At 60.8% G+C, this 25,288-nt stretch carries 21 protein-coding genes; 12 read left to right on the top strand and 9 right to left on the bottom strand.

Annotation, left to right across the window (positions count from 1 at the left end):
- Nucleotides 1–17 precede the first annotated feature (17 nt).
- The 6 genes from treZ to glmS form a co-directional block, all read right to left on the bottom strand.
- A complete protein-coding gene (gene treZ / locus MU551_RS16795) occupies nucleotides 18–1,769 on the bottom strand; it encodes a malto-oligosyltrehalose trehalohydrolase (RefSeq protein WP_247046449.1) in 1,752 nt (583 codons plus the stop codon).
- 38 nt (nucleotides 1,770–1,807) lie between these two features.
- Nucleotides 1,808–4,141: a malto-oligosyltrehalose synthase gene (gene treY / locus MU551_RS16800; protein WP_247046450.1), complete on the bottom strand. Its 2,334-nt coding sequence runs from the start codon at nucleotides 4,139–4,141 to the stop codon at nucleotides 1,808–1,810.
- Nucleotides 4,138–6,393, bottom strand: coding sequence for a glycogen debranching protein GlgX (glgX, locus tag MU551_RS16805; RefSeq protein ID WP_247046452.1), 2,256 nt, complete (start codon nucleotides 6,391–6,393; stop codon nucleotides 4,138–4,140). The genes treY and glgX overlap by 4 nt, the downstream gene beginning before the upstream one ends.
- A gap of 124 nt (nucleotides 6,394–6,517) precedes the next feature.
- Entirely contained in the window at nucleotides 6,518–8,074 is a 1,557-nt protein-coding gene (locus MU551_RS16810) for an NAD(P)H-hydrate epimerase (protein WP_247046543.1), read from the bottom strand.
- Nucleotides 8,075–8,130: 56 nt separating this feature from the next.
- The gene (locus MU551_RS16815) at nucleotides 8,131–8,478 is read right to left on the bottom strand and encodes a holo-ACP synthase (protein WP_247046454.1); all 348 of its coding nucleotides are present in this window, start codon (nucleotides 8,476–8,478) and stop codon (nucleotides 8,131–8,133) included.
- Nucleotides 8,479–8,482: 4 nt separating this feature from the next.
- Nucleotides 8,483–10,375, bottom strand: coding sequence for a glutamine--fructose-6-phosphate transaminase (isomerizing) (gene glmS, locus MU551_RS16820; RefSeq protein ID WP_247046456.1), 1,893 nt, complete (start codon nucleotides 10,373–10,375; stop codon nucleotides 8,483–8,485).
- A 70-nt stretch (nucleotides 10,376–10,445) separates the two neighbouring features.
- Between glmS and coaA the strand changes: the two genes are divergently transcribed.
- From coaA to mscL, 3 genes are all read left to right on the top strand, one after another.
- Nucleotides 10,446–11,411, top strand: coding sequence for a type I pantothenate kinase (coaA, locus tag MU551_RS16825; protein WP_247046458.1), 966 nt, complete (start codon nucleotides 10,446–10,448; stop codon nucleotides 11,409–11,411).
- Between the two features lie 4 nt (nucleotides 11,412–11,415).
- Nucleotides 11,416–12,348, top strand: a complete 933-nt coding sequence (locus MU551_RS16830; RefSeq protein WP_372489880.1) for a M15 family metallopeptidase — start codon at nucleotides 11,416–11,418, stop codon at nucleotides 12,346–12,348.
- A 96-nt stretch (nucleotides 12,349–12,444) separates the two neighbouring features.
- On the top strand, nucleotides 12,445–12,825 hold the full coding sequence (gene mscL / locus MU551_RS16835; RefSeq protein WP_247046461.1) for a large conductance mechanosensitive channel protein MscL: 381 nt from the start codon (nucleotides 12,445–12,447) through the stop codon (nucleotides 12,823–12,825).
- An 8-nt stretch (nucleotides 12,826–12,833) separates the two neighbouring features.
- Here mscL and glmM read toward each other — a convergent pair whose 3' ends face one another.
- Complete coding sequence (gene glmM, locus MU551_RS16840) at nucleotides 12,834–14,195, bottom strand: phosphoglucosamine mutase (RefSeq protein ID WP_247046462.1); 1,362 nt, start codon at nucleotides 14,193–14,195, stop codon at nucleotides 12,834–12,836.
- 255 nt (nucleotides 14,196–14,450) lie between these two features.
- On the opposite strand from glmM, the gene MU551_RS16845 reads away from it, so the two are divergent.
- Together MU551_RS16845 and MU551_RS16850 are read left to right on the top strand one after the other, a co-directional pair.
- On the top strand, nucleotides 14,451–15,689 hold the full coding sequence (locus tag MU551_RS16845) for a bifunctional glycosyltransferase family 2/GtrA family protein (protein WP_247046463.1): 1,239 nt from the start codon (nucleotides 14,451–14,453) through the stop codon (nucleotides 15,687–15,689).
- Nucleotides 15,686–17,632, top strand: coding sequence for an ArnT family glycosyltransferase (locus tag MU551_RS16850; protein WP_247046464.1), 1,947 nt, complete (start codon nucleotides 15,686–15,688; stop codon nucleotides 17,630–17,632). The genes MU551_RS16845 and MU551_RS16850 overlap by 4 nt, the downstream gene beginning before the upstream one ends.
- Nucleotides 17,633–17,711: 79 nt before the next feature.
- Here MU551_RS16850 and rpsI read toward each other — a convergent pair whose 3' ends face one another.
- Both rpsI and rplM read right to left on the bottom strand, forming a co-directional pair.
- The gene (rpsI, locus tag MU551_RS16855; RefSeq protein WP_104172070.1) at nucleotides 17,712–18,218 is read right to left on the bottom strand and encodes a 30S ribosomal protein S9; all 507 of its coding nucleotides are present in this window, start codon (nucleotides 18,216–18,218) and stop codon (nucleotides 17,712–17,714) included.
- A gap of 38 nt (nucleotides 18,219–18,256) precedes the next feature.
- Complete coding sequence (gene rplM, locus MU551_RS16860; RefSeq protein WP_015937805.1) at nucleotides 18,257–18,700, bottom strand: 50S ribosomal protein L13; 444 nt, start codon at nucleotides 18,698–18,700, stop codon at nucleotides 18,257–18,259.
- Nucleotides 18,701–19,042: 342 nt separating this feature from the next.
- Here rplM and MU551_RS16865 point away from each other — a divergent pair, with 342 nt between their 5' ends.
- From MU551_RS16865 to MU551_RS16895, 7 genes are all read left to right on the top strand, one after another.
- Nucleotides 19,043–19,708 carry a prepilin peptidase gene (locus MU551_RS16865; RefSeq protein WP_247046465.1) on the top strand — a complete coding sequence of 222 codons (666 nt, stop codon included), beginning with the start codon at nucleotides 19,043–19,045 and terminating at the stop codon, nucleotides 19,706–19,708.
- Between the two features lie 278 nt (nucleotides 19,709–19,986).
- Nucleotides 19,987–20,196, top strand: a complete 210-nt coding sequence (locus tag MU551_RS16870) for a Flp family type IVb pilin (protein ID WP_247046466.1) — start codon at nucleotides 19,987–19,989, stop codon at nucleotides 20,194–20,196.
- A gap of 153 nt (nucleotides 20,197–20,349) precedes the next feature.
- Nucleotides 20,350–20,739: a TadE/TadG family type IV pilus assembly protein gene (locus MU551_RS16875; protein ID WP_247046468.1), complete on the top strand. Its 390-nt coding sequence runs from the start codon at nucleotides 20,350–20,352 to the stop codon at nucleotides 20,737–20,739.
- Nucleotides 20,727–21,746, top strand: a complete 1,020-nt coding sequence (locus MU551_RS16880) for a TadE/TadG family type IV pilus assembly protein (protein WP_247046470.1) — start codon at nucleotides 20,727–20,729, stop codon at nucleotides 21,744–21,746. The genes MU551_RS16875 and MU551_RS16880 overlap by 13 nt, the downstream gene beginning before the upstream one ends.
- Before the next feature lie 49 nt (nucleotides 21,747–21,795).
- On the top strand, nucleotides 21,796–22,590 hold the full coding sequence (gene cpaB, locus MU551_RS16885) for a Flp pilus assembly protein CpaB (RefSeq protein ID WP_247046472.1): 795 nt from the start codon (nucleotides 21,796–21,798) through the stop codon (nucleotides 22,588–22,590).
- Nucleotides 22,587–23,792 (top strand): CpaE/TadZ family protein, encoded by a 1,206-nt coding sequence (locus MU551_RS16890; protein WP_247046473.1) that lies wholly within the window; start codon nucleotides 22,587–22,589, stop codon nucleotides 23,790–23,792. The genes cpaB and MU551_RS16890 overlap by 4 nt, the downstream gene beginning before the upstream one ends.
- Nucleotides 23,789–25,288, top strand: coding sequence for a TadA family conjugal transfer-associated ATPase (locus MU551_RS16895; RefSeq protein ID WP_372489881.1), 1,500 nt, complete (start codon nucleotides 23,789–23,791; stop codon nucleotides 25,286–25,288). The genes MU551_RS16890 and MU551_RS16895 overlap by 4 nt, the downstream gene beginning before the upstream one ends.

Here is a 25,288-nt window from a genome sequence, read left to right on the forward strand (position 1 = left end):
TGGCGTCCAACATTCGGTCAGGTAAGTATCGCCGCGCTCTGTCCTGGCAATTCCAGCTTTCCAGACTCCAGCCTTACGGCGCCGTCAGTGGCCAACCGGATTGTCTCGGCTTCCGTATTGAGCCTGCAGTCACCGCTGGAGAAATTGAAGACGACGTGGACGGCGCCCCGTTCCAACCGGAGCCACCGGTCCTCTTCGCTGAATTCCACCAGTGTTTCCTCGAAGCCGGGATCAACGAGATCGGGCAGGGACTTCCTGAGAGCAGTCAGGGACCGGTAGAGCTCCAGCAGCCGCGCGTGATGGCCCTCAGCGGCCTCATCCCAGTTTAGTTTGGACCGGGTGAATGTTGCCGGATCCTGGGGATCCGGAACCACAGCAGGGTCCCAGCCCATCCTCTCAAACTCCTTGATCCGCCCCTCAGCGGTGGCCTTCCCAAGCTCGGGTTCAGGATGCGAGGTGAAGAACTGCCAGGGCGTAGTGGCACCATATTCCTCCCCCATGAACAGCATGGGGGTGAACGGGGACGTCAGGGAGAGAACAGCAGCCAAGGCCAGCTGACCATAGGAAAGCGACTGCGAGAGCCTGTCACCGACGGCCCTGTTGCCGATCTGGTCATGGTTCTGGGTGCACACCACCAAAGCGGACGGATGAACGACGTTGGAGTTGATGGGCCGGCCGTGGTGCCGGCCGCGGAAACTTGAATAGCTTCCGTCGTGGAAAAACCCACCCCTCAGGACCTTTGCCAGCGCCGCAAGGGAAGCGAAGTCGCTGTAATAACCGGTGGTCTCGCCTGTGAGGTTTACATGGGCGGCGTGGTGGAAGTCATCGCTCCATTGGCCGGTGAGCCCATACCCGTTGAGTTCGCGCGGATAGAGCAGGCGGGGATTGTTGAGGTCCGACTCGGCGATCATGGTGGCCGCCCGTCCTGTCTCGGCGGAGACAGCCGCTGCCAAAGCCCCAAATTCCTCCAGGATCGGAAGCGCACGCTCGTCCTTCAGGGCGTGAACGGCATCGAGCCGGAGCCCATCGACGTGATAGTCACGCAGCCACATGGCGGCGTTCTGCAGGATATACGCCCGGACCTGATCCGAGTCCGGACCATCAAGGTTGACGGAATCACCCCATGTGTTGCCCTTTCCGGATGTCACATACGGCCCGAACCTGGGCAGGTAGTTACCGCTGGGGCCCAGGTGGTTGTAGACCACGTCCTGGATGACTCCCATCCCGGCCGCGTGCGCAGCATCCACAAATCGTTGGTATGCCGCGGGTCCGCCATAGCCTTCATGCACTGCGTACCAGAGAACGCCGTCGTAGCCCCAGTTGTGCGTGCCGTTGAAGGCATTGACGGGTAGGAGCTCCACAAAGTCGACGCCGAGCCCGGACAGGTAGTCAAGGCGCTGCGCGGCGGCGTCCAAGGTGCCCTCGGGAGTGAAGGTTCCCAGATGCAGCTCATAGATGACGGCGCCCTGAAGCTCGCGGCCTTTCCAGCCGCCGTCCTGCCATTCATGGGCCGCCGGATCGTAGGTGCGGGACAACGAGTGCACGCCCTCAGGCTGCCTGCGTGAGCGGGGATCCGGAAGGGGAATGGTTTCGTCGTTGAGCAGGTAGCCGTAATCAACTTCGCCCTCCGCCGGGGCCTCAGCGGCAGTCCACCAGCCGTCATTGCGCCGTGTCATGGGGTATTTCCGGCCAGCCGCCAGGAGGGTGACGGATTCGGGCTCGGGTGCCCAAATGTCGAAGCGTTCGCTTCCGGTCACTGGAAGAGTCATCGGGTGGTTCTCCGTTCAGTGGGTGTTAGGGAGGCTGGCTAGCCGTTGTCGCTTGCGGGGATGAGCAGCGCCACCGGGTAAACCCGCAGAACGTCCGCCACTTGCACAGGACCCGGGCCAAAGATGGTTCCGGTGAGCTCGTCCTGCATTTTCGCGTCAAGAACGACGGCGGTGTCCCGCCATCCGCCCTTGCGTTCCAGTCCGTAGGGCAGCCTTGTGGCCAGGGTCATCGCGCCGGCTGCGGGGCCAATGCTGTCAGCACGGCTGAAGGCGAGGAGATGGTCAGCTGCCGATCCCGTGGCTTCCACCGGCTGGTAACCCCTGAACAGCTCGGGACGGTCACGGCGCAACCTCAGCGCACGTGAAGTCACCAGCAGTTTGCAGGCCTCCACCTGGAAGACGGCCGGAAGCTGACCGTCATCCAATTCAGCCAGGGTGGTCCGCCTGCGCTCGAAATCCACGGCCCTGCGGTTGTCCGGATCTGCGAGCGAACGGTCCCAGAACTCGGTGCCTTGGTAGACGTCCGGCACGCCAGGCATGGTGAGCTGGACGAGCTTGGCGGACAACGAATTCGATGCGCCATGTGGTTCCATCCGCGCTACGAGGGCCGTCAATTCTGTGCGGACATCGGGGTCGTCAAAAACGGCATCCACAGAGGCCAGGAGTTTCTGCTCGAACTCCTTATCAGGATCGGTCCAGCTGGTGGAGTTCCCGGCCTCGCGTGCAGCTTTCTCCGCATAGCCACGGAGCCTGGCGCGATCCGCCGGCCAGGACCCTGCGATCGCCTGCCACAACAGCGCTGCGAGAGGTCCGTCCGGCAACGGGGCCAGCTCGCGCAGCCGCGCCAGGCTCGCTGCCCATTCAGGCACCATTTCCGAAATCACGGAGATGCGTGCCCGGGTATCCTCGCTGCGTTTGGTGTCATGAGTGGTCAGCGTGGTCATTGACAGGGGTAGTCGCTCCTGGCGGCGAATCATCCGGTCGTGGAATTCCTGCGGACTAAGGGCAAATTCCGTAGGGTCGGCACCGACTTCTGTGAGCGTCCCCAGCCGCGTGTAGCGGTAGAACGCGGTGTCCTCCACGCCCTTGGCCATCACCATTCCGGAGGTTTGCTGGAACCGACGCCCCAGTTCCGCGTCAGGGTCATTGAGCAGCGGCATGATTTTAGCAATGGCATGGGACAGGCCAGGTCTGGTGTCCATGGCGGCTTCGCAGGCTTCCTTCAGCACCTCTGCGCCGGCAGGAAGGTAGGTGCGGTAGACGGGGAAGGAAGCAATAATCTCCGCCAGCGCATCGGCAGCCTCAGGGGCAGTGAGTCCCAGTTCTTCAGGCAGCAGCCTGACGAGCCTCAGGATTTCGGAGTGCAGCATCCCGTCCGTGATAGCGCGTTTGGTCCCATGAATCATGGCGGCATAGTCAGCGGACTCCTTGCTGCCGCGCAGGCGGGCATCAAGCCGCGTCAGTGGCGCCTCCCCGTTGGGGTCCACAAAGACCCGGTCGACGTCGGCCAGGGCGTCGTACCCGGTGGTGCCTTCGCACTGGAATTCCGGCGGCAGCTCCTCCCCCGGTTCCAGGATCTTCTCCGCCAGGATGTAGGCACCGCCGGTGACTTCCTTCAACCGGCGAAGATATCCGCCCGGGTCGGCGAGCCCGTCGGGGTGATCGATGCGCAGCCCGTCCACCAGTCCTTCGTTGAACCAGCGCACCACCTCTTCATGGGCTTCGTCGAAGACCTGCGGGATTTCAACCCGGACTCCTGCCAGCGAATTGATGGCAAAGAACCGGCGATAGTTCAGTTCGTCGTCCGCCCGGCGCCAGGCCATCAGTTCATAGTGCTGCCGATCATGAACCTCACGCGGGCTGTCGCCGGGAGCATACGTCCCCTCGGCCAAGGGGAACCGGTGGTCGTAGTACCGCAGTTCGCCTTCCTGGATTTCCAGGTGATCGACGTCGTCATCGCCCCCGAGCACCGGGACCCGTACGCGGCCGCCCCCGAAGTCCCAGTCGACGTCGAACGCTTCAGCGTATTTCGACTCCCGTCCTTCCTTCAAAAGGGACCACCACCAAGGGTTCTGAGGGGGAGAGGCGACGCCGACATGATTGGGAACGATGTCAACAAGCACCCCCATGCCCGCCGCGCGGGCAGCCTTGGACACAGCTGCGAGGCCTTCGGGGCCGCCGCGGTCCGGGTCCACGGCGCTCGGGTCGGTGACGTCGTAGCCGTGGCCTGATCCCTTTTCCGCAGTGAGCAACGGCGACAGGTACAGCCAGTCAACGCCCAGTGCGTGGAGGTAGTCCACAATTCCGACGGCATCGTGCAGGGTGAAATCCGCACGGATCTGCAGCCTGTATGTCGAGACGGGGGTTTTCATGAACCGGCCGCCTTCTGCTTCCCTATCTTCCTGGTGTGTTTGGGCTCCGGCGACGCGGGTGATGTCAAAGCCGCGGATTCGGGCGTTGAGGTCTGTGACAACGCGGCCAGGGAAGCTGCCACGGAGTGATCCGGCTCCACGTCCGGAGTGCTGTGTGCCCGGAGTACCACCAAAGACTTGGCGTCCACGGGGAGGCTGCTTCCGGCCATTACCGGTTCGGTGTCAGCATTGTGCCCGGCAGTATCGATGATGATGTCCCAGGCCGCGGCGTACTCATCGGAGGGCAGTTTGAACTTCACTTCGTCGTCCTGGGCATTGAAGTAGAGAACAAAGTTGACGTCGGTAATCCGGCGACCCCTCATGTCCTTGCCCTGGATGCCGTCGCCGTTGAGGAACATGCCCACGGAGCGGCCCAGGCCGACTTCCCAGTCCTCGGGCTGCATGGTTGAACCGTCCACGTCCAGCCATACGATGTCCGGCAGACGCTCGCCTTCACCTCGGCGTACCGGCCGTCCGTCAAAGAATTTGCTGCGCCGGAAAGTGGGGTGCTTCGCTCGCAGGGAATTGACGGCCGCCGTGAATTCCACCAGCGGCTGGTCAACATTGTCCCAGTTGATCCAGGTCAGCTCGGAATCCTGGCAGTAGCCGTTGTTATTTCCTCGCTGCGTCCTGCCCAGTTCATCGCCGTGGAGCAGCATGGGAACACCTTGGGACAACAGCAGCGAGGCAATGAAGTTGCGCTGCTGGCGTGCACGCAGGCCCAGGACCTTCGCATCATCCGTCGGCCCCTCCGCACCACAGTTCCAGGAGCGGTTGTGGGATTCGCCGTCGTTGTTTCCCTCACCGTTGGCCTCATTGTGCTTCTCGTTGTAGGACACGAGGTCGGACAACGTGAAGCCATCATGGGCTGTGACGAAGTTGATGGACGCGACCGGCCTGCGGCCTGAGTGCTCGTACAGGTCAGCTGAGCCTGTGAGCCGCGAAGCGAATTCGCCCAGGGTGGACGGTTCTCCCCGCCAGAAGTCACGGACAGTGTCCCGGTATTTGCCGTTCCACTCTGTCCATTGCGGTGGGAAGTTGCCCACCTGGTAGCCACCGGGGCCAACATCCCAGGGCTCGGCGATGAGCTTCACCTGGGAGACCACGGGATCCTGCTGGATGAGTTCAAAGAAGGTGGAGAGTTTATCGACGTCGTAAAACTCGCGTGCCAGGGTGGAGGCGAGGTCGAAGCGGAAGCCGTCCACGTGCATTTCCGTAACCCAGTAACGCAGCGAGTCCATCAGCAGCTGCAGGGAATGCGGATGCCGGACGTTGAGGGAGTTACCGGTCCCCGTGTAGTCCATGTAGTGCTTCTGGTCGCCTTCCATCAGGCGGTAATAGGCGGGGTTGTCGATGCCCTTGAACGACAGCGTGGGGCCCAGGTGGTTGCCTTCGGCGGTGTGGTTGTAGACCACGTCCAGGATGACTTCGATCCCGGCACGGTGCAGTGAACGGACCATGGCCTTGAAGTCCTGCACCTGCTGGCCGGTGTCGCCGGTGGAGCTGTAGGTGTTGTGCGGGGCGAAGAAACCAATGGTGTTGTAGCCCCAGTAGTTGTTGAGGCCCTTGTCCTGCAGGATGCCGTCGTTGACGAACTGGTGCACAGGCATCAGTTCAATCGCGGTAATTCCGAGCTTCTGCAGGTGGGCGATAACGGAAGGGTGTGCCACGCCGGCATAGGTGCCCTGCTGCTCCTCGGGAATCTCGGGGTGAAGCTGCGTGAGGCCTTTGACGTGGGCTTCGTAGATCACCGACTTGTGGTACGGAATCCGGAGGTTGTGGTCCCCGTCCCAGTCGAAGTACGGGTTGATAACAACACCGAGCATCATGTGTCGGCTGGAATCGGCATCATTTCTCGAGTCGGGGTCGCCCATGTTGTAGGAGAACAGCGAGGGGTCCCAGTCGATCTGGCCGTGCACAGCCTTGGCATAGGGGTCCAGGAGCAGTTTGTTGGCGTTGAACCGCAGCCCGGACGCGGGGTCGTAGGGCCCGTGGACCCGGTAGCCGTACTTTTGGCCAGGCTGAACCTGCGGGATGTAACCGTGCCAGACGTACCCGTCCACTTCCTGCAGTTCGAAGCGGGTTTCCACCCGGTCCTCATCGAAAAGGCAGAGCTCCACCTTTTCCGCTTTTTCGCTGAACAGTGCGAAGTTGGTTCCTGTGCCGTCGAAGGTGGCTCCCAGCGGGTAAGCCGATCCGGGCCAGATTTCCATCAATACTCCTCAGTTGTCCAACAGTTGCAATCCACACACGCAATCCAGCTTATAACTGGAAAGTAAGCTTACTATTAGTGCGGGTGTGACCATTGCACAGTAGCCGTTACCGGCGACAAACGCCTCACGACAAACCTGTCCGGGCGGGCCAAACCCCCGGCACGGTATCCGCGAGACGACCTGCCGTGAGGGGCCCTCCACCGGACGCTGCGGTTCCGGCCAGGCCGTGAACGCTTGCGGCAATCGCGGCAATCGCGCCCCACCGCTCTTCCGGATCAATTCCGACGGCGGCGAACCGGCGCGCGTCGGATCCCACCTGCGCCAGCAAGGCACCGAGCACTCCAGCGAGTACGTCACCGCTGCCGGCAGTGGCCATCCAGGGTGTTCCTTCCGCCTGGGTGAAGACCGCTCCCGTAGGCGCTGCTATGACAGTGGTAGGCCCCTTGAGAAGGACCGTCGCGCCCGTCAAGGTCGCGGCCCGGCGAGCCGCCAGCAAGGGAGCAGCTTCGATCCCGGACCGATGGGTGGCGGCGCCGAGCTCCGTGAGGAGCGCCGCCAACTCCCCTGCGTGCGGGGTGAGAACCACTTGGGCTCCAAGATGGCCGGGGAGGACACGAAGGGCTCCGGCGTCCGCAATCACCGGCAGCCCCGACTCTAAGGCATCACGCACTCTCCCTAGCTGCTCCCCGCCAGAATCATCGAGGCCAGAGCCCACCAGCCACGCCTGGACGTGCGCATCAGCCACCCGTCCCTGCCCGCACACCACTTCGGGGCAGGCGGCCCGAACGGCTGCTGCAACCTCGGGCGGACCAAGGTACCTGACCATGCCCACGCCTGCCGCCAGCGCGCCGCGGCAGGCCAGCACGGCCGCACCGGGATAGCGTTCGGAACCAGCCACGACGCCCAGCACTCCCCGCGAGTACTTGTGGGAACTGCGTTCCGGCTGCGGCAACAGTGCAGGGAGATCGTCCGGCTCAAACCGACGCAAGACAGGGGACGGCAGCGCCGACTCGATGCCGATGGGGACCGTCACAATCCTTCCGGCGCTCCCGGCCCCCGGATCCGCGAGCAATCCGGCCTTGGCTCCCCCGAAGGTCACGGTGACGCTGGCCCGCAGCACAGGCCCGTGCAGTTCACCTGTGTCAGCATCCACGCCGCTCGGGATATCGCACGCTACAACGGCGGGAAGGCGCGTCGCGCCAAGGAGCTCTGCCTGCAGGACCGCAGCCTGCAGTTGTTCCATCAGGGAACCCGCTGCTCCCGTGAGCCCGCCACGCGCACCGGTTCCCAGGATCGCGTCAATCACGACGCCGGAGCTTGCGGCGCCTGCCGACAGTTCAGGGATGTTGTCTGCCGCCAGGGCATGGATTCTTCCGCCGGCCCGGCGAAAGGCAGCGAGGCCGGCGGGGTGCGCGTCACCGGCGGTGAGCACCGCCGTCGTACGGAGACCTCGGCCGGCCAGCAGGGCGGCTGCAAAAAGCCCGTCTCCCCCGTTGTTGCCTTTGCCCGCGAGGACGGTGACGCTGGAGCCGTAGATGCGGCGTCCACGGGATTTGAGCTCCCTGATGACGGCGTTGGCCAGCCCGTAGGATGCCCGTTGCATGAGAACAGCGCCCATACCGTTTTCCAGCAGTGGCTTTTCAGCCTCGCGTATCTGGGTCCCGGTGTAGGCGCTGATCATCGTGGTGGTCCAATCCTGTTGGTCCATTCATGCTTGTCGAATCGTGGCGGGAAGCCCTAGCCCTCCGCAATAACGGTGGCTGTCGCGATGCCGCCGTCGTGGCTCATGGAGACATGCCAGCGCTTGACGCCCTTGTTCTCGGCCACGGCCAGAACCGTTCCCTTCACCTGGATGGTGGGGCCGTGCTGGTCAAGTCCGATCCAGCAGTCCTGCCAGTTCATGCCGGCGGGAGCGCCAAGGACCTTTGCCACGGCCTCCTTCGCTGCGAACCTGGCAGCCAGGGACCGGGTGTTGAGTTCCCGTTCGGCCGGGACGAACAGCCTGTCCCGCAGCCCGGGCGTCCGCTCGAGTTGGCGGCCGAAGCGCTCGATATCTACTACGTCTACGCCAATGCCAACAATCATGGCGTCACTCTACCGTGACGCTCTTTGCAAGGTTGCGCGGCTGATCGACGTCGTAGCCCTTGGCCTGGGCAAGTTCGAGGGCAAAGATCTGCAGCGGAACAGTGGCCAGGAGCGGGGCCAACAGGGTGGGGGCCTCAGGAATGTAGAAGACGTGCTCGGCGTAAGCCTTGACTGCTTCGTCCCCTTCCTCGGCGATGACGATGGTCTTGGCGCCACGGGCACGGACTTCCTGGATGTTGGAAACCACCTTGGAGTGCAGGGAGTCACGCCCTCGCGGCGACGGGACAACCACAAACACCGGCTGGCCTTCCTCAATCAGGGCGATGGGGCCGTGTTTGAGCTCTCCGGCGGCAAAGCCCTCGGCATGGATGTACGCCAGTTCCTTGAGTTTCAGGGCGCCTTCCATGGCCACGGGGAAGCCGACGTGGCGGCCCAGGAACAGGACGGATTTGGCGTCTGCCATGGATCGACCCAGATCCTTGATTTGCCCCTCGTTATCGAGGATGCGCTGGATCTTGGCCGGAATCTTTCCCAGGTCAGCCAGAATGTCCTTGATCTCGCCCTGGAACTTGTTGCCGCGAAGCTGCGCCAGGTAGAGGCCGAGGAGGTAGGCGGCCGTAATCTGGGCCAGGAACGCTTTGGTGGAGGCCACAGCGATCTCCGGACCGGCGTGGGTGTACAGCACGGCATCTGATTCGCGGGGGATGGTGGAGCCGTTGGTGTTGCAGATCGAGAGGGTCTTTGCGCCCTGCTCCTTCGCATAACGCACTGCCATGAGGGTGTCCATGGTTTCTCCCGACTGGGAGATGGAGACGACGAGGGTGTTTCCGTCCACGATCGGATCGCGGTAGCGGAACTCGTGCGAGAGCTCAACTTCGGTAGGAATCCGGCACCAATGCTCAATGGCGTACTTGGCCACCTGCCCCGCGTAGGCGGACGTGCCGCAGGCAAGGACAATGATCTTGTTGACACTCTTGAGAAGCTCGACGTCGATACGGAGCTCGTCAAGGGTCAGCCTGCCATGGATGTCTGAGCGTCCCAGAAGGGTCTGCGCCACTGCGTCCGGCTGGTCGTGGATTTCCTTTTCCATGAAGGACGCGAAGCCACCCTTTTCAGCAGATTCGGGATCCCAGTTAACGTGGTATTCCTTGCCCTCTGCGGGGGCGCCGAAGAAGTCCGTGATTTCGACGGTGTCTGCGGTGATGGTCACGATCTGGTCCTGGCCAAGCTCCACAGCCCGGCGGGTGTGGTCAATGAACCCGGAGACGTCGGAGCCCAGGAAGTTTTCGCCCTCACCCAAGCCCACTACCAGTGGAGAGTTGCGCCGTGCGGCCACGACGACGTCAGGTTGGTCAGCGTGCACGGCAAGGAGCGTAAAAGCACCTTCCAGCCGCTGGCAGGCGAGCTGCATGGCCCTGGTGAGTCCGCCGTCGGACACGTCGCCATTCAGCTTGCTCCGGAAGATGTCAGCGAGGAGCGCAGCGGCCACTTCTGTGTCCGTCTCGGAGAGGAAGGTGACGCCCTTGCCAACGAGCTCGAGCTTCAGCTCAGCGAAGTTCTCGATGATGCCGTTGTGAATCAGCGCCAACTTTCCGCCGTCAGCGAGATGCGGATGCGCATTCTGGTCGCTAGGTCCGCCGTGGGTAGCCCAGCGCGTGTGACCGATCCCGGTCAACGAATCAGGCAAGGGGTTTTCTTCCAGCTCGACCAGCAAGTTGTTCAACTTGCCGGACTTCTTCCGGGACGAGATGACGCCGTCGGCCACCACTGCCACACCCGCGGAGTCATACCCCCTGTACTCCAAACGACGCAGTCCTTCCAGGACAACGTCCAGCGCACCATACCCAGCAATTTTTCCGTTCGAGGAACGGCCAACATATCCCACGATTCCACACATGGACACAAGCCTAACGGGTTTGGGGTCCTTCCATTTCATTCTGGTGCGCAACAAGGGCAGAATCTCTAGGGTGACTTTGCAACGCAATGAATCGAACGGTGAAGGTATTTCCCCGTTCGTGGAGCTGGACCGGCAGACCTGGTCCCGGCTCTCAGCCCAGATGGAACAGCCTCTTAACGAAGAGGACGTGATCCGTCTCCGCGGCCTTGGTGATCCCCTTGACATCGAGGAAGTACGCGAGGTCTACCTGCCACTGTCCCGGCTCCTGCACCTTTATGTCGAAGCAGCCGGTCAACTCCACGCGGCCACCACCACCTTCCTGGGTGACACCACTCAGCGCACGCCGTTCGTCATAGGCGTGGCCGGTTCTGTCGCCGTCGGTAAATCCACCATCGCCAGGGTTCTACGGGAGATGCTGCGCCGCTGGCCGGGCACTCCCAACGTGGAACTGATCACGACGGACGGTTTTCTCTATCCGCTCGCTGAGCTCAAACGGCGCCAACTGCTGGACCGGAAGGGATTTCCGGAATCCTACGATCGCCGGGCGCTGCTGCGCTTCGTCAGCGAAATCAAGAGCGGAGCCGAGGAGGTCCGCGCGCCCTGGTACTCCCACGTTACGTACGACATCGTTCCCGGCAAGGAAGTTGTGGTCCGGCGCCCTGATGTGCTGATTGTTGAGGGCCTGAACGTCCTGGCCCCTGCCCGTCCGCGTCACGATGGCAGGCAAGGCCTCGCCCTGAGCGATTTCTTCGATTTTTCGATCTATGTCGACGCCAAGACGTCCTACATTGAAGAATGGTATGTGGACCGTTTCCGGAAGCTCCGCAGCACTGCCTTCGCGCAGCCCGAATCGTATTTCCATCGGTACGCCACGCTCTCCGACGAGGAGGCTGAACGCACCGCCCGTGATATCTGGAAGCGCATCAACGAGCCAAACCTTGAAGAGAACGTGCTGCCCACCCGCGGCAGGGCCCAGCTCGTGCTAACCAAGGACGCAGACCACTCCATCCGGCGCATGCTGTTGAGGAAGGTTTAGCACGATGTGCCTTGACTGCGCACCCTTGCCTGCAGGGCCCTTCCTTGCAGGGCCTTTCCTTACCGGGCCCGCGCAGCTTCCCAGCCGACGGATTTTCACCCGGCTCCTGGCCGCCGGAGCAGGCCTCGCTGCCCTTGCGGCCTGCACGCCGGAAACCACCGAAGCAACTCTGAGCTCCCCTGCAGCGTCGCCGGCCGGACCGGCAACGGCATCACCCTCGCCGACAGCCCCCCTGACGCCGATAGCTGACGCGGCCGCTGCCTCATCCTCTTCTGTTGCGGCCGAGCCCTTGCCCGTTCCGTCACCGGCCTCGCCTGCGGCCGCCCTGGCGCAGCAGCATTCCTTAACTGACCCGGCAAGCCCCTGGTTGGTGGTGAACAAGCACAGGCCGCTGACGTCGCCGCAGTACGCGCCCGCTGATTTGGTGCAGCCGAACGTCCCGCTGGCAGTCAGCGGAGAGGCAGCTCTCCTGAACAGCACGACGGCGGCTGCCGCAGAGGGGTTGTTCGCTGCGGCAGCCGCGGAGGGAATCATCCTCACCCTGGCTTCGGGCTACCGGTCCTACGCGACGCAGGTGGCAACGTACGGCAGCTATGTCAGTTCGCAGGGGCAGGCGCAGGCCGATACGGCGTCGGCCCGTCCCGGGTACTCGGAACACCAGACGGGCTGGGCGTTTGACATAGGCGACGGCGGTGGGGCGTGTGGTTTTCAGCCCTGCTTCGCCGAGCAGCCGGCTGCGGTCTGGGCCAAGGCGCAGGCACACCGGTTTGGCTTTGTGGTCCGTTATCCGTGGATGTTCCACGAGATCACGGGTTACTACTACGAGTCCTGGCATCTCCGCTACATTGGCGTCGAGGCCGCCACCGACATGGCGGTGCGGGGAATCGCCACCCTCGAGGAATACTTCGGCCTGGAAGCGGCGCCGGCCTACCTTTGAAAGTCCGGAAGGTGAGGCGGCCAGTCACCGGGACACGCATCACGCCAGGCGCCCCGCCTACCAGCCACCTGTCCTCAGCCTCGCTAGGTTGGGCACATGTTGACTGGATTCAAGAACTTCATCCTTAAAGGCAATGTAGTTGACCTTGCGGTAGCAGTGGTTATCGGCGCAGCCTTCGGCGCCGTCGTCACATCCATCGTGGACGGACTGCTCACGCCGCTGATAGGCAGGCTGTTCAACGCGAAGGGCATCGAGGAAATGGCGTGGGAGGGATTCCGGTACGGCTCGGTAATCTCGTCCGTTATTTCGTTCCTGCTCATAGCGGCAGCCATCTATTTCATCGTGGTAGTGCCGATGAACCACATGATTGAACGCCGAAACCGCAGGCTCGGCATCGATGCTGACGTCAAGGACGAGGCGGCCGAGGACCCGCAGATTGCCCTGCTGACCGAGATCCGTGACGCCCTGCGCAAGTAGGGCGCTGGTCAGTCGGTGACGAGCTCCAGCGCGAGTTCCTTCTGGACCACTGCCGCGAGTCGCTCGGCAATCGCCTGAGCTGTAGCCTGTTCCCCCGCTTCCACCATCACCCGGACAACAGGTTCGGTGCCGGACGGACGCAACAGTACCCGTCCAGTATCACCCAATTCGGCTTCAGCCTGCGCCACGGCATTCGCCAGCACCTCGTCGCCCTTGACCCGGCTGCGATCCACACCCTTGACGTTGATAAGGACCTGCGGGAGCTTGGTCATCACCGTGGCAAGGTCCTTGAGCGGCCGGCCGGTCATAGCAACTTGCGCTGCAATCTGGAGCCCTGTGAGGACCCCGTCACCCGTTGTGGCATGATCGGCAAAGATCACGTGTCCGGACTGCTCGCCGCCAAGGTTGAAGCCGCCGTCGCGCATCTCTTCCAGGACGTAACGGTCCCCGACTGCAGTCTCCCGGATGCTGATGCCGGCCTTGGTGAGGGCGATCTTGAGGCCCAGGTTGCTCATCACGGTGGCCACCAGGACGTTGTCCCGCAGCTTCCCCGAGGCCTTGAGGGCAACGGCCAGGATGGCCATGATCTGATCGCCGTCGACCTCGTTGCCCTCATGGTCAACAGCCAGGCACCGGTCCGCATCGCCGTCGTGCGCAATACCCAGGTCTGCTCCATGCTGCAACACAGCCTCTTTGAGCGGCCCAAGGTGTGTTGACCCAACTCCGTCATTGATGTTCAGGCCGTCCGGCTCCGCACCAATCACCACAACATCAGCGCCGGCATCCTTGAAGACCTGAGGGGAACAGCCACTGGCAGCACCGTGGGCACAGTCCAACACTACCTTCAGTCCGTTCAAACGATGAGGGAGCGTGCCCAGGAGGTGGACGATGTAGCGGTCCTCTGCGTCAGAGAACCGCTGGATCCGTCCCACATCGCTGCCGACCGGGCGACGGGCCTCGTTGCCCATCTCCGCCTCGATGGCGTTTTCCACCTCGTCAGGAAGCTTCTGGCCGCCGCGGGCGAAGAACTTAATGCCATTGTCCGGGGCAGGGTTGTGGGAGGCGGAGATCATCACGCCAAAGTCTGCTTTCAGGTCCGCGACGAGGTAAGCCGCGGCCGGCGTTGGCAGGACGCCTGCGTCATAAACGTCGATTCCCGAACTGGACAGCCCGGCTTCCACGGCGGCAGCGATAAACTCGCCGCTGGCGCGCGGATCCCGGGCCACGACAGCGCGGGGCCGGGTGCCGTTGGTATTGCGGTCGTGACCCAGCACGACGGCGGCCGCTTGGGCCAACTGCAGCGCCAACTCGGCTGTAAGCAGGCCATTCGCCAGGCCACGGACACCATCTGTTCCAAATAATCTAGACATCGGGTCAAGTTTAGACGATGCCGCAAGGTACCCCGTCCTTACCGAGTATCGGCGATGGAGCCGCCCCGCCCATCTCCCGGCCCCCTTGTAAGCAGTGCGAGGCTCGGATAGTGGGCCCGATTGCGCCGGCACAACCACTTGGGCAGGTTGACTTTAAATGCCAGGTACTCAGGACTACTTGTTTTTGCTGAATGTGTACTCGACTTTACCGATTACCCTCGCTTTCACGAGAGTGCGGACCCTAGCATTCCATTCATGACACCTAGCTATGGGGGCTTGGCGCTAGAAATTGTGGTACCGGTTTTCAATGAGGAATCCGTACTCGAGAAAAGCATCGTAAAGCTCGTAAATTACCTGAGCGTTGAAATGAATTCAACGTGGAGAATAACAATCGCAGATAATGCGAGCACCGATAATACTCCGGCAATTGCTGCCCGTCTCGCGCAGCAATTACCAAATGTCGGGTTTCGCAGACTGGAAGTAAAAGGCCGAGGGCATGCCTTGCGAGATGCCTGGAATGCTTCCACTGCTGAAGTGCTCGCGTATCTTGACGTGGATCTCTCCACTGATCTCGCAGCCTTGCCACCTCTGGTTGCACCGCTCCTGTCCGGTCATTCCGATCTGTCGATTGGGACACGGCTTGGGCAAAGCTCAAGGGTCAGCCGCGGTCCGAAACGTGAATTCATTTCCCGGTCCTATAACTTCCTGCTCAAGCGGACCATGCAGGTCAGGTTTTCTGATGCACAGTGCGGGTTTAAGGCAATCCGGGCGGAGGCAGCGCAACGTCTGCTCCCACATGTGGAGGACAACGGCTGGTTCTTTGATACCGAACTGCTGATTATCGCGGAGCGATGCGGGCTGCGGATCCATGAAATCCCTGTCGATTGGGTGGATGATCCCGACAGCCGCGTGGACATCAAGCAGACAGCGTTGGACGATATACGCGGCGTGCTGCGCGTTGGAACCTCGCTCGTCAAGGGCGTCATCCCCGTCCAGGCAATCTACGCCGAGCTGGGTCGACGGCCCATAGTTCCACCGGGGACCCCAAGCTTCTTCGGCCAGGTAATCCGCTTCGGGCTCGTCGGTGCGGTCTCCACAGTGGCCTTCGCGCTGCTTTTCCTCATTTTTCAGGCAACCTTCGATGCTCAGGAGGCAAACTTCCTGGCCCTGTTACTGACGGCCATCGGAAATACGGCCGCAAACAGGCGATTCACCTTCGGTATCAGCGGACCCACGAGGCTCTTTACACAGCAGTTCCAGGGCCTGGTCGTGTTCGCGCTGGCATGGACCATCACGTCATCGTCCCTACTGGTACTCCACGCGGCCAGTCCTGATGCGGGGCCGAACATGGAACTGCTGGTCCTGACTGCGGCTAACGTACTGGCCACGCTTATGCGGTTCGTGCTGTTACGGCTCTGGGTGTTCCGCGTGGCTCGCCGTAACAGCTCCCCCAGGGTTCCGACTGTAGCTGCTGCGGCAAAGGGCGCGGCGTGAGTTCCCTTGGTTCCAGCTTGCCTGTCTACGACGGCGACCTGGCCTCTTCCTCAGCCCGCCCTGTGTCCACTCCCGGCCAGGAGAAGAACGAGACAAAAATCGGAAGCAAGGACGGAACCGTCCCAAGGTGGGAAAAACGAGCTTTACTGGTTGTTCTTGGCTTGACTGCTCTCCTGTACCTGTGGGGGCTGGACCGGAATGGCTGGGCCAACCCGTACTATTCCGCTGCCGCGCAGGCCGGTGCCACTGACTGGAAAGCCTGGTTCTTTGGTTCTGTGGATGCCGGCAATCTCATCACCATAGATAAGACGCCACTAAGTGTCTGGGTGACGGGCTTGTCAGTACGTCTTTTCGGGTTGAGCTCTTGGAGCATACTCGTACCGCAGGCGCTCATGGGCGTCATGACCACCTGGCTGATCTACAAGATCGTTCGCCGGCAGCACTCAGCGGTTCCTGCCCTCTTCGGAGCACTGATTTACGCCAGCACTCCAGTGGTGGTTCTGATGTCGCGTTTCAACAACCCTGAACCTCTCATGGGGCTCCTCGTTGTAGCTGCTGTGTATTTCACTGTCCGTGTCCTCGAGAACAATGCCTGGAAATGGTACGTGTTGATCGGAGCAGCCTTGGGCTTCGCCTTTATGGCGAAACAGGTGCAGGCATTTGTGGTGATCCCCGCCATTGTGTTTACGGTGCTTCTCCTGGGTACAGGACAATTGCGCACCCGTACTGTGCGGCTTGTATCCACCATCGCCGCGATGGCGGTTAGCGGTGGCTGGTGGATTGCCGTGGTTGATCTCACCCCGCCGGATCAGCGGCCATATATGGGTGGATCATCCATGAACAGTGCCGTGCAGCTGACCACAAACTACAATGGGCTGGCTCGTTTCCTCCGCTTCGGCTCGGAAGACAACACAGGAGCTGTTTCCTCCAGCCAAGGGGTCGACGGCGTCGTTCGGTCAGGGCTGTCACGCCTATTCGACGCAAACTTCGCCCAGGAAGCGGCCTGGTTATTGTTTATTGCCTTCGGCTGCTCTGTGGTGTTGTTGCTGCTCCGTGCGCCTGGGAAGTGGGTACGGATCCAGCCCCTGCCAGCGCTGTCGGCCGTCTGGTTCCTCACCGGAATGACGGTTCTTACCTTTGCCGGCACCATGGTTCACAGCTATTACACGTTTTCTTTGGCCGCCCCGATGGCCTTGGTAATACCACTTGGTTTGCAGCAGCTCTGGGGCGGCCGCGACCGGATCATTACACGGATGATCGGCGCCGTTCTCATCATGGCCTCGGCTTATCTGGCTGGCCGAATCGTGACCTACAGCAATGAGTGGCCACCCGGCTGGCAGATCCTCATCCTGGTTGTGGGAGGATGTGCCTGCGTCCTCTGGATGCTGCCCGGCACGCGACATCGACTAATAGTGGTTTCAGCAGTGGGAGCCTCTCTCCTGCTGGGCCCGCTCGCTACCAATGCATACACCGTCACCAGGCCTCAGGCGGGCACCAATCCCCTCTCCGGGCCGGCCTCCAACGTCGACGGGTCCCTGTCCAAGAAGTTCGAAGCGGCGAAAGCGGGACTCGATCAACGGTCCCTGCAACTGGCCTTCGGCGCGCCACCAGATTCGGACCTGGTCCGAAAACTCGCAACCGAAACGGATGATCAAACCTGGGCTGCGGCGACAATCACTGCTCAGAATGCCGCCCTCTACCAACTGGAGTCCAAGAGACCGGTTGTGGCCTTGGGCGGCTGGCTGGGGCAGGATCCGGCGCCAACGCTGGAGCAGTTCCAGCTATTGGTGAAACAGAACCGTATTGGATTCCTCATAGCCCAAGACGACCTCCTGGCAAGGGACAGCGCGGGAGGCGAGGCTGTGCGCATCTTCACGTGGGTCAAGGCGAACTTTGATGAACAGCCTGTAGGGAACGCGATTGTTTTCGACCTGCGGGAATAGCCTGTGGAGTCGCCCGATGCCAGTGGCTTAAACGACGGAAGCCCGCCCTGTAAACAGGACGGGCTTCCGGGAAGCGAAATTAGCGCTTGGAGTACTGCTGAGCCTTACGGGCCTTCTTGAGGCCTGCCTTCTTACGCTCGATGACGCGTGCGTCTCGGCGGAGGTAGCCGGCCTTCTTCAGAGTGGCGCGGTTGTTCTCGGTGTCGATCTCGTTCAATGAACGGGCGATGCCGAGGCGCAGGGCACCGGCCTGGCCGGAAATGCCACCACCGTGGATGCGTGCGAAGACGTCGTAGGCGCCATCCAGATCAAGGATCTTGAAGGGCTCGTTGACGTCCTGCTGGTGCAGCTTGTTCGGGAAGTAATTGGCCAGCTCGCGGCCGTTGATGATCCATTTGCCGGTACCCGGCACGATGCGAACACGTGCCACGGCTTCTTTACGACGGCCAACTGCGGCGCCGGCAACGGTCAGTGCCGGGCGTTCCTTCTTGGGCGCTTCTGCTTCCGCAGGACCGCTTTCCGAGGTGTAGCTGGTCAGGGTTTCCTCAGCCGCAACGGCTTCGGTGGTCTCTTCGTTCTGAGCCACGGTTCTCCTTGTATAGATAAGTTGTTTGGTGGCCAGGACTACTGGGCGACCTGGGTGATTTCGAAAGTCTTGGGCTGCTGGGCGGCGTGGGGGTGCTCTGCACCGCGGTACACCTTCAGCTTGCCCAGCTGCTGGGCAGCGAGGGAGTTCTTGGGGAGCATGCCCTTGATGGCCTTCTCAACGGCGCGGACCGGGTTTGATTCCAGGAGTTCCGCGTAGTTGACGGAGGTCAGGCCGCCCGGGTAACCGGAGTGGCGGTATGCCCGCTTCTGCTCCAGTTTGGCGCCGGTGAGGGCAACCTTTTCAGCGTTGATGATGATGACGAAGTCGCCCATGTCCATGTGGGATGCAAAGGTGGCCTTGTGCTTGCCGCGCAGCAGGATTGCGGTCTGGCTCGCGAGACGACCAAGGACAACGTCTGTGGCGTCAATGACGTGCCACTGGCGGTTGATATCGCCGGGCTTCGGGGTGTACGTACGCACGGTTTTTGCCTCGTTCTTATTCTGGCGTTCTTTTTTAGGTGTCACTCAAGCGTGTGCACCTACTATCTATGCGCTACCGGAACAGAGGTGAGGGCTCTATGTAACCAGTCATCCTGAAGTCCCGAATGTGCTCGTTGAGTAGTTATCCTGCAACCGGATTCTCAAGCGGGCACGCATCATCGAGATAGGACACGCACAACGACTGTCAAATATACCGTGGCAGGGCCGTCCGGGTCAAAATGGGGGTAACCGGACAGGGCATCCGCTCTCCATCTACCTGCCGGCCCAGCATCAGACCCGAACGACAGTCCCGAATATCAGACCTGCCTCATAAGGAGCAACGTGTCCGTGTATCCCACTGGTGAGGCCATTATGCCGTTGTTCGTCCTGATGATTGGCCTGCTTGGCGCCGGCCTGGGTTTACTGGCGGAGATCGGTGTCCGAAAAGTCGTTCCACAGCTCTCCCTGGACACGTCGGTACGGTTCAAACTCACGACGGCGGCACTCACCGGGGCACTTTCGGCCGCCATGGCATTTAGGTTTGGTCAGTCCTGGGCACTCGCGGCCTACTTAGTCCTGGTAATTCTTGCCGTGCAGCTTGCGTTGATTGATATTCGCCATCACCTTTTGCCCAATCGGCTGGTGTTAGCGCTCCTCATAGCCGGCGCTGTATTGCTGGCCACTGCGGCAGCTGCCTCCCCGTCCTGGGGTGCACTGCTCCGGGGGGTCGTTGCGGGGGCAATTCTCTTCGTTATTTACCTGATTTTGGCAATAATTTCGCCTCGCGGCATCGGGATGGGTGACGTGAAACTTGCCGCACCACTCGGTCTGTACCTTGGCTACTTGGGTTGGTCGCAGGTGTTCTATGGCGGCGCCCTCGGGTTCGTGGCGGGCGGCGTGGTCACGGCCGTCCTGGTAAGGGCAGCGCGCGGAGAAAAGCCCGCAGAAGTAGCCTTCGGACCGTCCATGTTTGCCGCGGCTCTTGCTGTTATTCTGCTGCCAATCTGACGTCCGGCCGCCTGCATTTCGCTTGAATTACTAAGTCTGCTTGGCAAACCAAGTAGTCGGCGCTCAAGAAGCCCTCAAGAAACTGAGTACACCCAATTCTTGGCTAAGTGCTGCCCTGAATTTCGTTGAAAAAAGACGAGTACTTCCACTCATTGTTCCCCCTGTTTACCCCATGCAATTGTTGTCCTAACGGAACTCCAGACGTCTGGGAAATGGGGGCAACTGGAAGTCCGTAAACCAATTCAATGTAATTCAATCTCTTGAAAAGGAATAATAAAATGACTTCTCTTATGGTCTCAATGATGGCATTTATCGCTGGCGTAAAGGATCGCCTGGCTTCCGAAAAGGGCGCAACAGCAACAGAATATTCACTGCTTATTGCCTTTATCGCGTTCCTCATCATCGTTGGTGTAACGGCCTTCGGCACCGCCCTTAACACCTGGTTCAGTGATCTGGGCGTCGAAGTCGGCACCTGGGACGCACCGTAACAAGCCTGAACGGTCCACAGCTGCCATAACCGGCCGGCTGCTGGTCTCTACAACACGAGGTGTGCCGCGTCCGCTAACGCGGACGCGGCACACCTTTATTTTCCTTCTTCCTATCTTTCATTCTCCGGCTGCAACCGTCCCTGGGGGGATCCTTTGAAACGCAGCAATTCAAGCAAGAACGAGCGTGCCCGCGGTGCCGTAGCCGTTGAGTTTGCCCTCGTTGCGCCCATTCTTCTGGCCTTGGTGGCCGGCATCGTCGAATTTTCACATGCCTACAACCTGCAGATATCCGTGACGCAGGCAGCACGTGAAGCTGCCCGGAACATGGCCATCACCAATGACCAGGCTCAGGCCCAGGCAGCGGGTGCCGCTGGAGCCCCGGGTTTGGCTACAGAAACTTTCGTCTACACCTTTACGCCGGCCGCTTGTGCCGCCGATCAGAACGCCACCGTAGACATTTCATATACAACGAACACCCTGACCGGACTGTTTGGCAGCACGGTCACCCTCACAGGAGTAGGAGCCATGAGATGTGGCGGTTGACCAAACCCCAGAATGACAAGGAACGCGGAGCGGCGGGAGTGACCGTAGCTGTCATGATGCTTGTGCTCATTGGCGCGGGCGCTCTGGCCGTGGACACTGGTCAGATTTACGCTGAGAGGGCTCAACTGCAGAACGGGGCAGACGCCGGTGCAGTGGCCGTCGCTCAGGCATGTTACGAAACAGGTTGCAGTCAAACGGAAGCGGATGCGATTGCCCAAACGCTTGCCAACGCGAATGCCAACGATGCCGGATCGAACGTCACCGAAGTGGACCTGTCCGTACCGAACCAGGTAACGGTGAGGACCTCCACAAGGGATGGAACCAGCGGCGCAGGATTCCTCCGGCAGATGTTCTCCAGCGCCCTGGCTGCGGATCCGGTCACGGTAGGTGCATACGCGGTAGCAGTGGCTGACCCGCCGTCGTCCGGGAGTAGCTTTCCGTTGGCTCTTTCCGAGTGCCAGTACGACCTTTCAGAGGGCGACGTGACAGGTGAAGTCCAACTTATCCGCTACAAGCCAGGCATGGATGATTGCACTTCAACGTCCGGGCACACCATTCCTGGCGGATTCGGGTGGCTGGATCAATCCAGCCCCTGCATGGCCACCACGGATGCAGACGCCAACGTTTCCTCGGATACCGGTGCGGATTACGCCTCTGAATGCGATGCCACGCTCAACGCCTGGATCGCTGATATCAACAGCGGCGGTCAAGCCCTGGCTACTTTCCCCGTCTACGACGAAGCAGGCGGGTCGGGCACCACAGGCTGGTTCCATATTCGCGGTTACGCCACCTTTGACATCCAAGGCTGGAAGTTCGGTGGAGGTTCGAATGAACCACGCTCCTTCCGCAATAAAGCCCCTGACGTTGCCGATCCAGCCGACGAATGCAAGGGCGAATGCCTGGGGATCATCGGGCAATTCATCAAGTACGAGTCCATTGAATCCTTCGGGGGAGGCGCGGGCGTCGGGGACGACATGGGAACAGTCACTTTTCGGCTCATCGATTAGGACACAACAAATCAGCAATTGAAACGGTCTACTTTTAAGGGGAAATAAAGTGAAAACACGCCTACTGGGAGGCATCGCCGCACTACTTGTGGCAATCATAGGAACGGTGTTACTGGTCTCATATGTGCAAACTGCAGATAAACGGGCCTTGGCTAACACTGAAACGGAGACGGTCTACGTCGTACAGAAAGCCATCGCGGCTGGAACCGGCGTAGACAAGTTGACCGACTCCGTCGTCAAAAAGGAAGTTCCAAAACTCGCCCTCGCCGCGGATCCCGTGACGGATCTAAGCGAGCTGGGCAACAAGGTCACCGCCGTGTCGTTGATGCCGGGAGAGCAGTTGCTCTCAACACGAATGGTGGAGCCCAATGCCTTCCTGGGAAAGGCGCGAGCCCAGGTTCCTGAGGGGTTGCAGGAGATCACACTGAAGCTGCCCATCGAGCGCGTTGTCGGCGGAGCCTTGAAGGCCGGCGACACGGTTGGGGTTTTTATCTCTCTGGAGGGTGAAACAACTAATGCTGCCACTGGTGAGAAAATCTCGACGTCGGGAGGCACGCAGCTTACTTTCCACAAGGTCCTTGTAACAGCCGCCCAATACAGTAACGGCAGCGCCGCCAAGTCGAACTCCGCTCCTGTTGAGGAGAACCCTGCCGAGGGTGCCTTGTCCGCGAAGAAAGACACTGAGAGTGATGAGACCTATCTCATTACTCTTGCGCGAAATTCTTCTGACGCCGAACGTATCGTCTTCGCCACTGAGTTCGGGCACATCTATTTGTCCAAGGAGCCCGGAAACGCCGTAGAGAGCAACAACGGTGTTGTGGATGCAACCAGGATATTCCGATGAGCCGCTTCGTACTGATCACTCCGAACAATGACTTCGAGCACCGTGCCCGCTTGGCTACATCCGGAATGCACGGTTCCCTCCAGACATTCCAGGCCGACTATCTGCCCGAAGGCCCACAGGACTTCCTCCGGCAGCTCGTGGGGGAACCTCCGGAGGTACTTATCCTGGGCCCTGGGCTTCCGGTCGAAGATTCTCTTAAGCTCGCCGGCGTGATGGACCTTCAGTATCCCGAAATCAGCGTGGTACTCGTGGTGCCTGAATCGTCGGAAGTCGTCATCCAAGCCATGCGGTCCGGGGTCCGGGACTTGTTGGACCCTGCAGCAGACCCGGACGCCATCAGGATCATGCTCGAGAGAGCAAGTCTTGCGGCCGCCGGTCGGCGACGTGGCCTCGCCCCGAGCACCTCCGAGCATGCCGATCATGGTGAGGGCGGCCGCATCATCGCTGTAATGTCGCCTAAGGGTGGCGTGGGCAAAACCACCGTGGCCACCAACCTTGCTATCGGCCTGGGTCAGGCTGCCCCCATGAGCGTGGTCATTGTTGACCTTGATCTCCAGTTTGGTGACGTCGCCAGCGGATTGATGCTGGAACCCCAGCACACCATTACGGATGCCGTGGTGGGAGCGGCGAGCCAGGATTCGATGGTCCTCAAGACGTACCTTACAGTCCATCCTGCGGGCATCTATGCATTGTGCGCCCCACGGAATCCAGTGGAAATGGACAGGATCACGGGAGAACACATCTCTCATCTCCTTACCCAGCTACGGCAGGAGTTCCATTACATCATCGTGGACACCGCCCCTGGCCTGGGAGAACACGTCCTGGCAACTCTGGAGCACGCAACGGATGCGGTATGGATTTGCGGCATGGACGTCCCGAGCATTCGTGGCCTCCGCACCGGATTCCAAATCCTGAACGAGCTAAACCTCATGCCAGCGCAACGCCACGTTGTACTGAATATGGCAGACAAAAGGGGTGGCCTTACGCTCACGGACGTAGAAGCAACCATCAACGCGCCCGTAGATGTGGTTCTGCCTCGGTCCAAGTCACTCCCGTTTTCCACCAACAAAGGAGTACCTGTACTTCAAGACGGAAGCCGCGATCCGGCGGCCAAAGGCCTACGAAAACTCGTTGACCGTTTCAAACCAGACTGGGAAGCAAGAACCCATAAGCAACTGCACCGAAGGGCGGTAGTACAGTGAGCCTCACCGATCGCTTCCAACAGCTCAGGGGTGAAGGCAAGCCCAATCCGGAGCCGAAGCAAAACAATCCCTATGAAGGCGTTTTCCAGGCACCCCCGGTGCCAGCCACCCTGGGCAAGATTCAGGAAGCCAAGACGGCCCAAGCCGCAGCAAGTGCCGTAGTTGCTCTGGACATGCCGCAAACTGCTGCAGTGGCCAGCGAGGCGCTTAATGCGCTGAAGGAACGCGCCAGTCAGGCACTCTACGAACGGCTTGGCTCGCGCATCACCGATTCCTCTCTGGAAGAGGCTGAACTTCACCAGTACGTGCGGGATGAACTGAAAATCGTCGTTGACGAAGAACAGGTTCCCCTTTCCGGCCCCGAGCGACAACGGCTGATCCGGGAGATCATCGACGACGTTCTTGGCCATGGTCCCATCCAGCGCTTCCTGGATGACCCCTCCATTACTGAAGTTATGGTCAACCGTTTCGACCAGGTCTACGTTGAACGGCAGGGTCGGCTCTTTTTGACTGACACGAAGTTCACCTCCGACGAAGCGCTGCGCAGGGTTATCGAGCGCATCGTATCCAAGGTAGGCCGCCGCATCGACGAATCGTCACCGCTCGTCGACGCCCGGCTCTCCGACGGTTCCCGTGTCAACGCGATCATCCCGCCGCTTGCCGTCAATGGTCCCGCGCTCACCATCCGTAAGTTCGGCAGTGATCCACTGACCGTGCACAACCTCATCGCCCTTGGTAGCCTCTCCCCCGAGATGGCTGAACTCCTGCAAGCCTGTGTCCTTGCGAGGTTGAACATCATCGTTTCCGGCGGTACCGGTACCGGCAAAACGACGTTGCTGAATGTATTGTCCTCATTCATACCCACTGAGGACAGGATCGTCACCATTGAGGATGCTGTTGAACTCCAACTCCAGCAGGACCATGTGGTTCGTTTGGAAAGCCGCCCGCAAAACATTGAAGGTAAGGGCGAGGTGTCTATCCGAGACCTGGTGAAAAACTCTCTCCGCATGCGGCCTGACCGCATCGTGGTGGGCGAAGTCCGTGGTGGCGAGTGCCTTGACATGCTGCAAGCCATGAACACCGGGCACGACGGATCCATCTCAACCGTGCACGCCAACACACCGCGTGATGCCATCGCGCGACTGGAAACCCTGGTCCTAATGGCCGGAATGGACATTCCATTGCGGGCGGTCCGCGAGCAAGTGGCGTCTGCCGTCAACCTTATAGTGCACATTTCAAGGCTTCGTGACGGCACACGCCGTGTCACCCACATCACCGAGGTGCAAGGCATGGAAGGCGACGTCGTCACCCTTCAGGATGCATTCGTGTTTGATTACTCGGCAGGCGTTGACGCAAACGGTCGTTTCCTAGGCAAGCCAGTCCCCACAGGCGTGCGGCCTCGCTTCACTGACCGATTTGCTGAATTGGGGATCCCGATCTCCCCCCACGTTTTTGGGGTACAAATGGCAGGTAACCCCAAGGCCAGGGGGCGGTAG

The sequence above is a fragment of the Arthrobacter rhizosphaerae genome, assembly GCF_023062595.1.
GTDB lineage: Bacteria > Actinomycetota > Actinomycetes > Actinomycetales > Micrococcaceae > Arthrobacter > Arthrobacter rhizosphaerae.

What these genes read in the sequence shown, in the direction of transcription:
- treY (WP_247046450.1), bottom strand. Translation starts at nt 4,141, where the DNA reads ATGAAAACCCCCGTCTCGACATACAGGCTGCAGATCCGTGCGGATTTC.
- MU551_RS16880 (WP_247046470.1), top strand. Translation starts at nt 20,727, where the DNA reads ATGTGGCGGTTGACCAAACCCCAGAATGACAAGGAACGCGGAGCGGCG.
- glmS (WP_247046456.1), bottom strand. Translation starts at nt 10,375, where the DNA reads ATGTGTGGAATCGTGGGATATGTTGGCCGTTCCTCGAACGGAAAAATT.
- treZ (WP_247046449.1), bottom strand. Translation starts at nt 1,769, where the DNA reads ATGACTCTTCCAGTGACCGGAAGCGAACGCTTCGACATTTGGGCACCC.
- MU551_RS16815 (WP_247046454.1), bottom strand. Translation starts at nt 8,478, where the DNA reads ATGATTGTTGGCATTGGCGTAGACGTAGTAGATATCGAGCGCTTCGGC.
- mscL (WP_247046461.1), top strand. Translation starts at nt 12,445, where the DNA reads ATGTTGACTGGATTCAAGAACTTCATCCTTAAAGGCAATGTAGTTGAC.
- MU551_RS16890 (WP_247046473.1), top strand. Translation starts at nt 22,587, where the DNA reads ATGAGCCGCTTCGTACTGATCACTCCGAACAATGACTTCGAGCACCGT.
- glgX (WP_247046452.1), bottom strand. Translation starts at nt 6,393, where the DNA reads ATGGAAATCTGGCCCGGATCGGCTTACCCGCTGGGAGCCACCTTCGAC.
- MU551_RS16845 (WP_247046463.1), top strand. Translation starts at nt 14,451, where the DNA reads ATGACACCTAGCTATGGGGGCTTGGCGCTAGAAATTGTGGTACCGGTT.
- MU551_RS16830 (WP_372489880.1), top strand. Translation starts at nt 11,416, where the DNA reads ATGTGCCTTGACTGCGCACCCTTGCCTGCAGGGCCCTTCCTTGCAGGG.
- MU551_RS16870 (WP_247046466.1), top strand. Translation starts at nt 19,987, where the DNA reads ATGACTTCTCTTATGGTCTCAATGATGGCATTTATCGCTGGCGTAAAG.
- glmM (WP_247046462.1), bottom strand. Translation starts at nt 14,195, where the DNA reads ATGTCTAGATTATTTGGAACAGATGGTGTCCGTGGCCTGGCGAATGGC.
- MU551_RS16810 (WP_247046543.1), bottom strand. Translation starts at nt 8,074, where the DNA reads ATGATCAGCGCCTACACCGGGACCCAGATACGCGAGGCTGAAAAGCCA.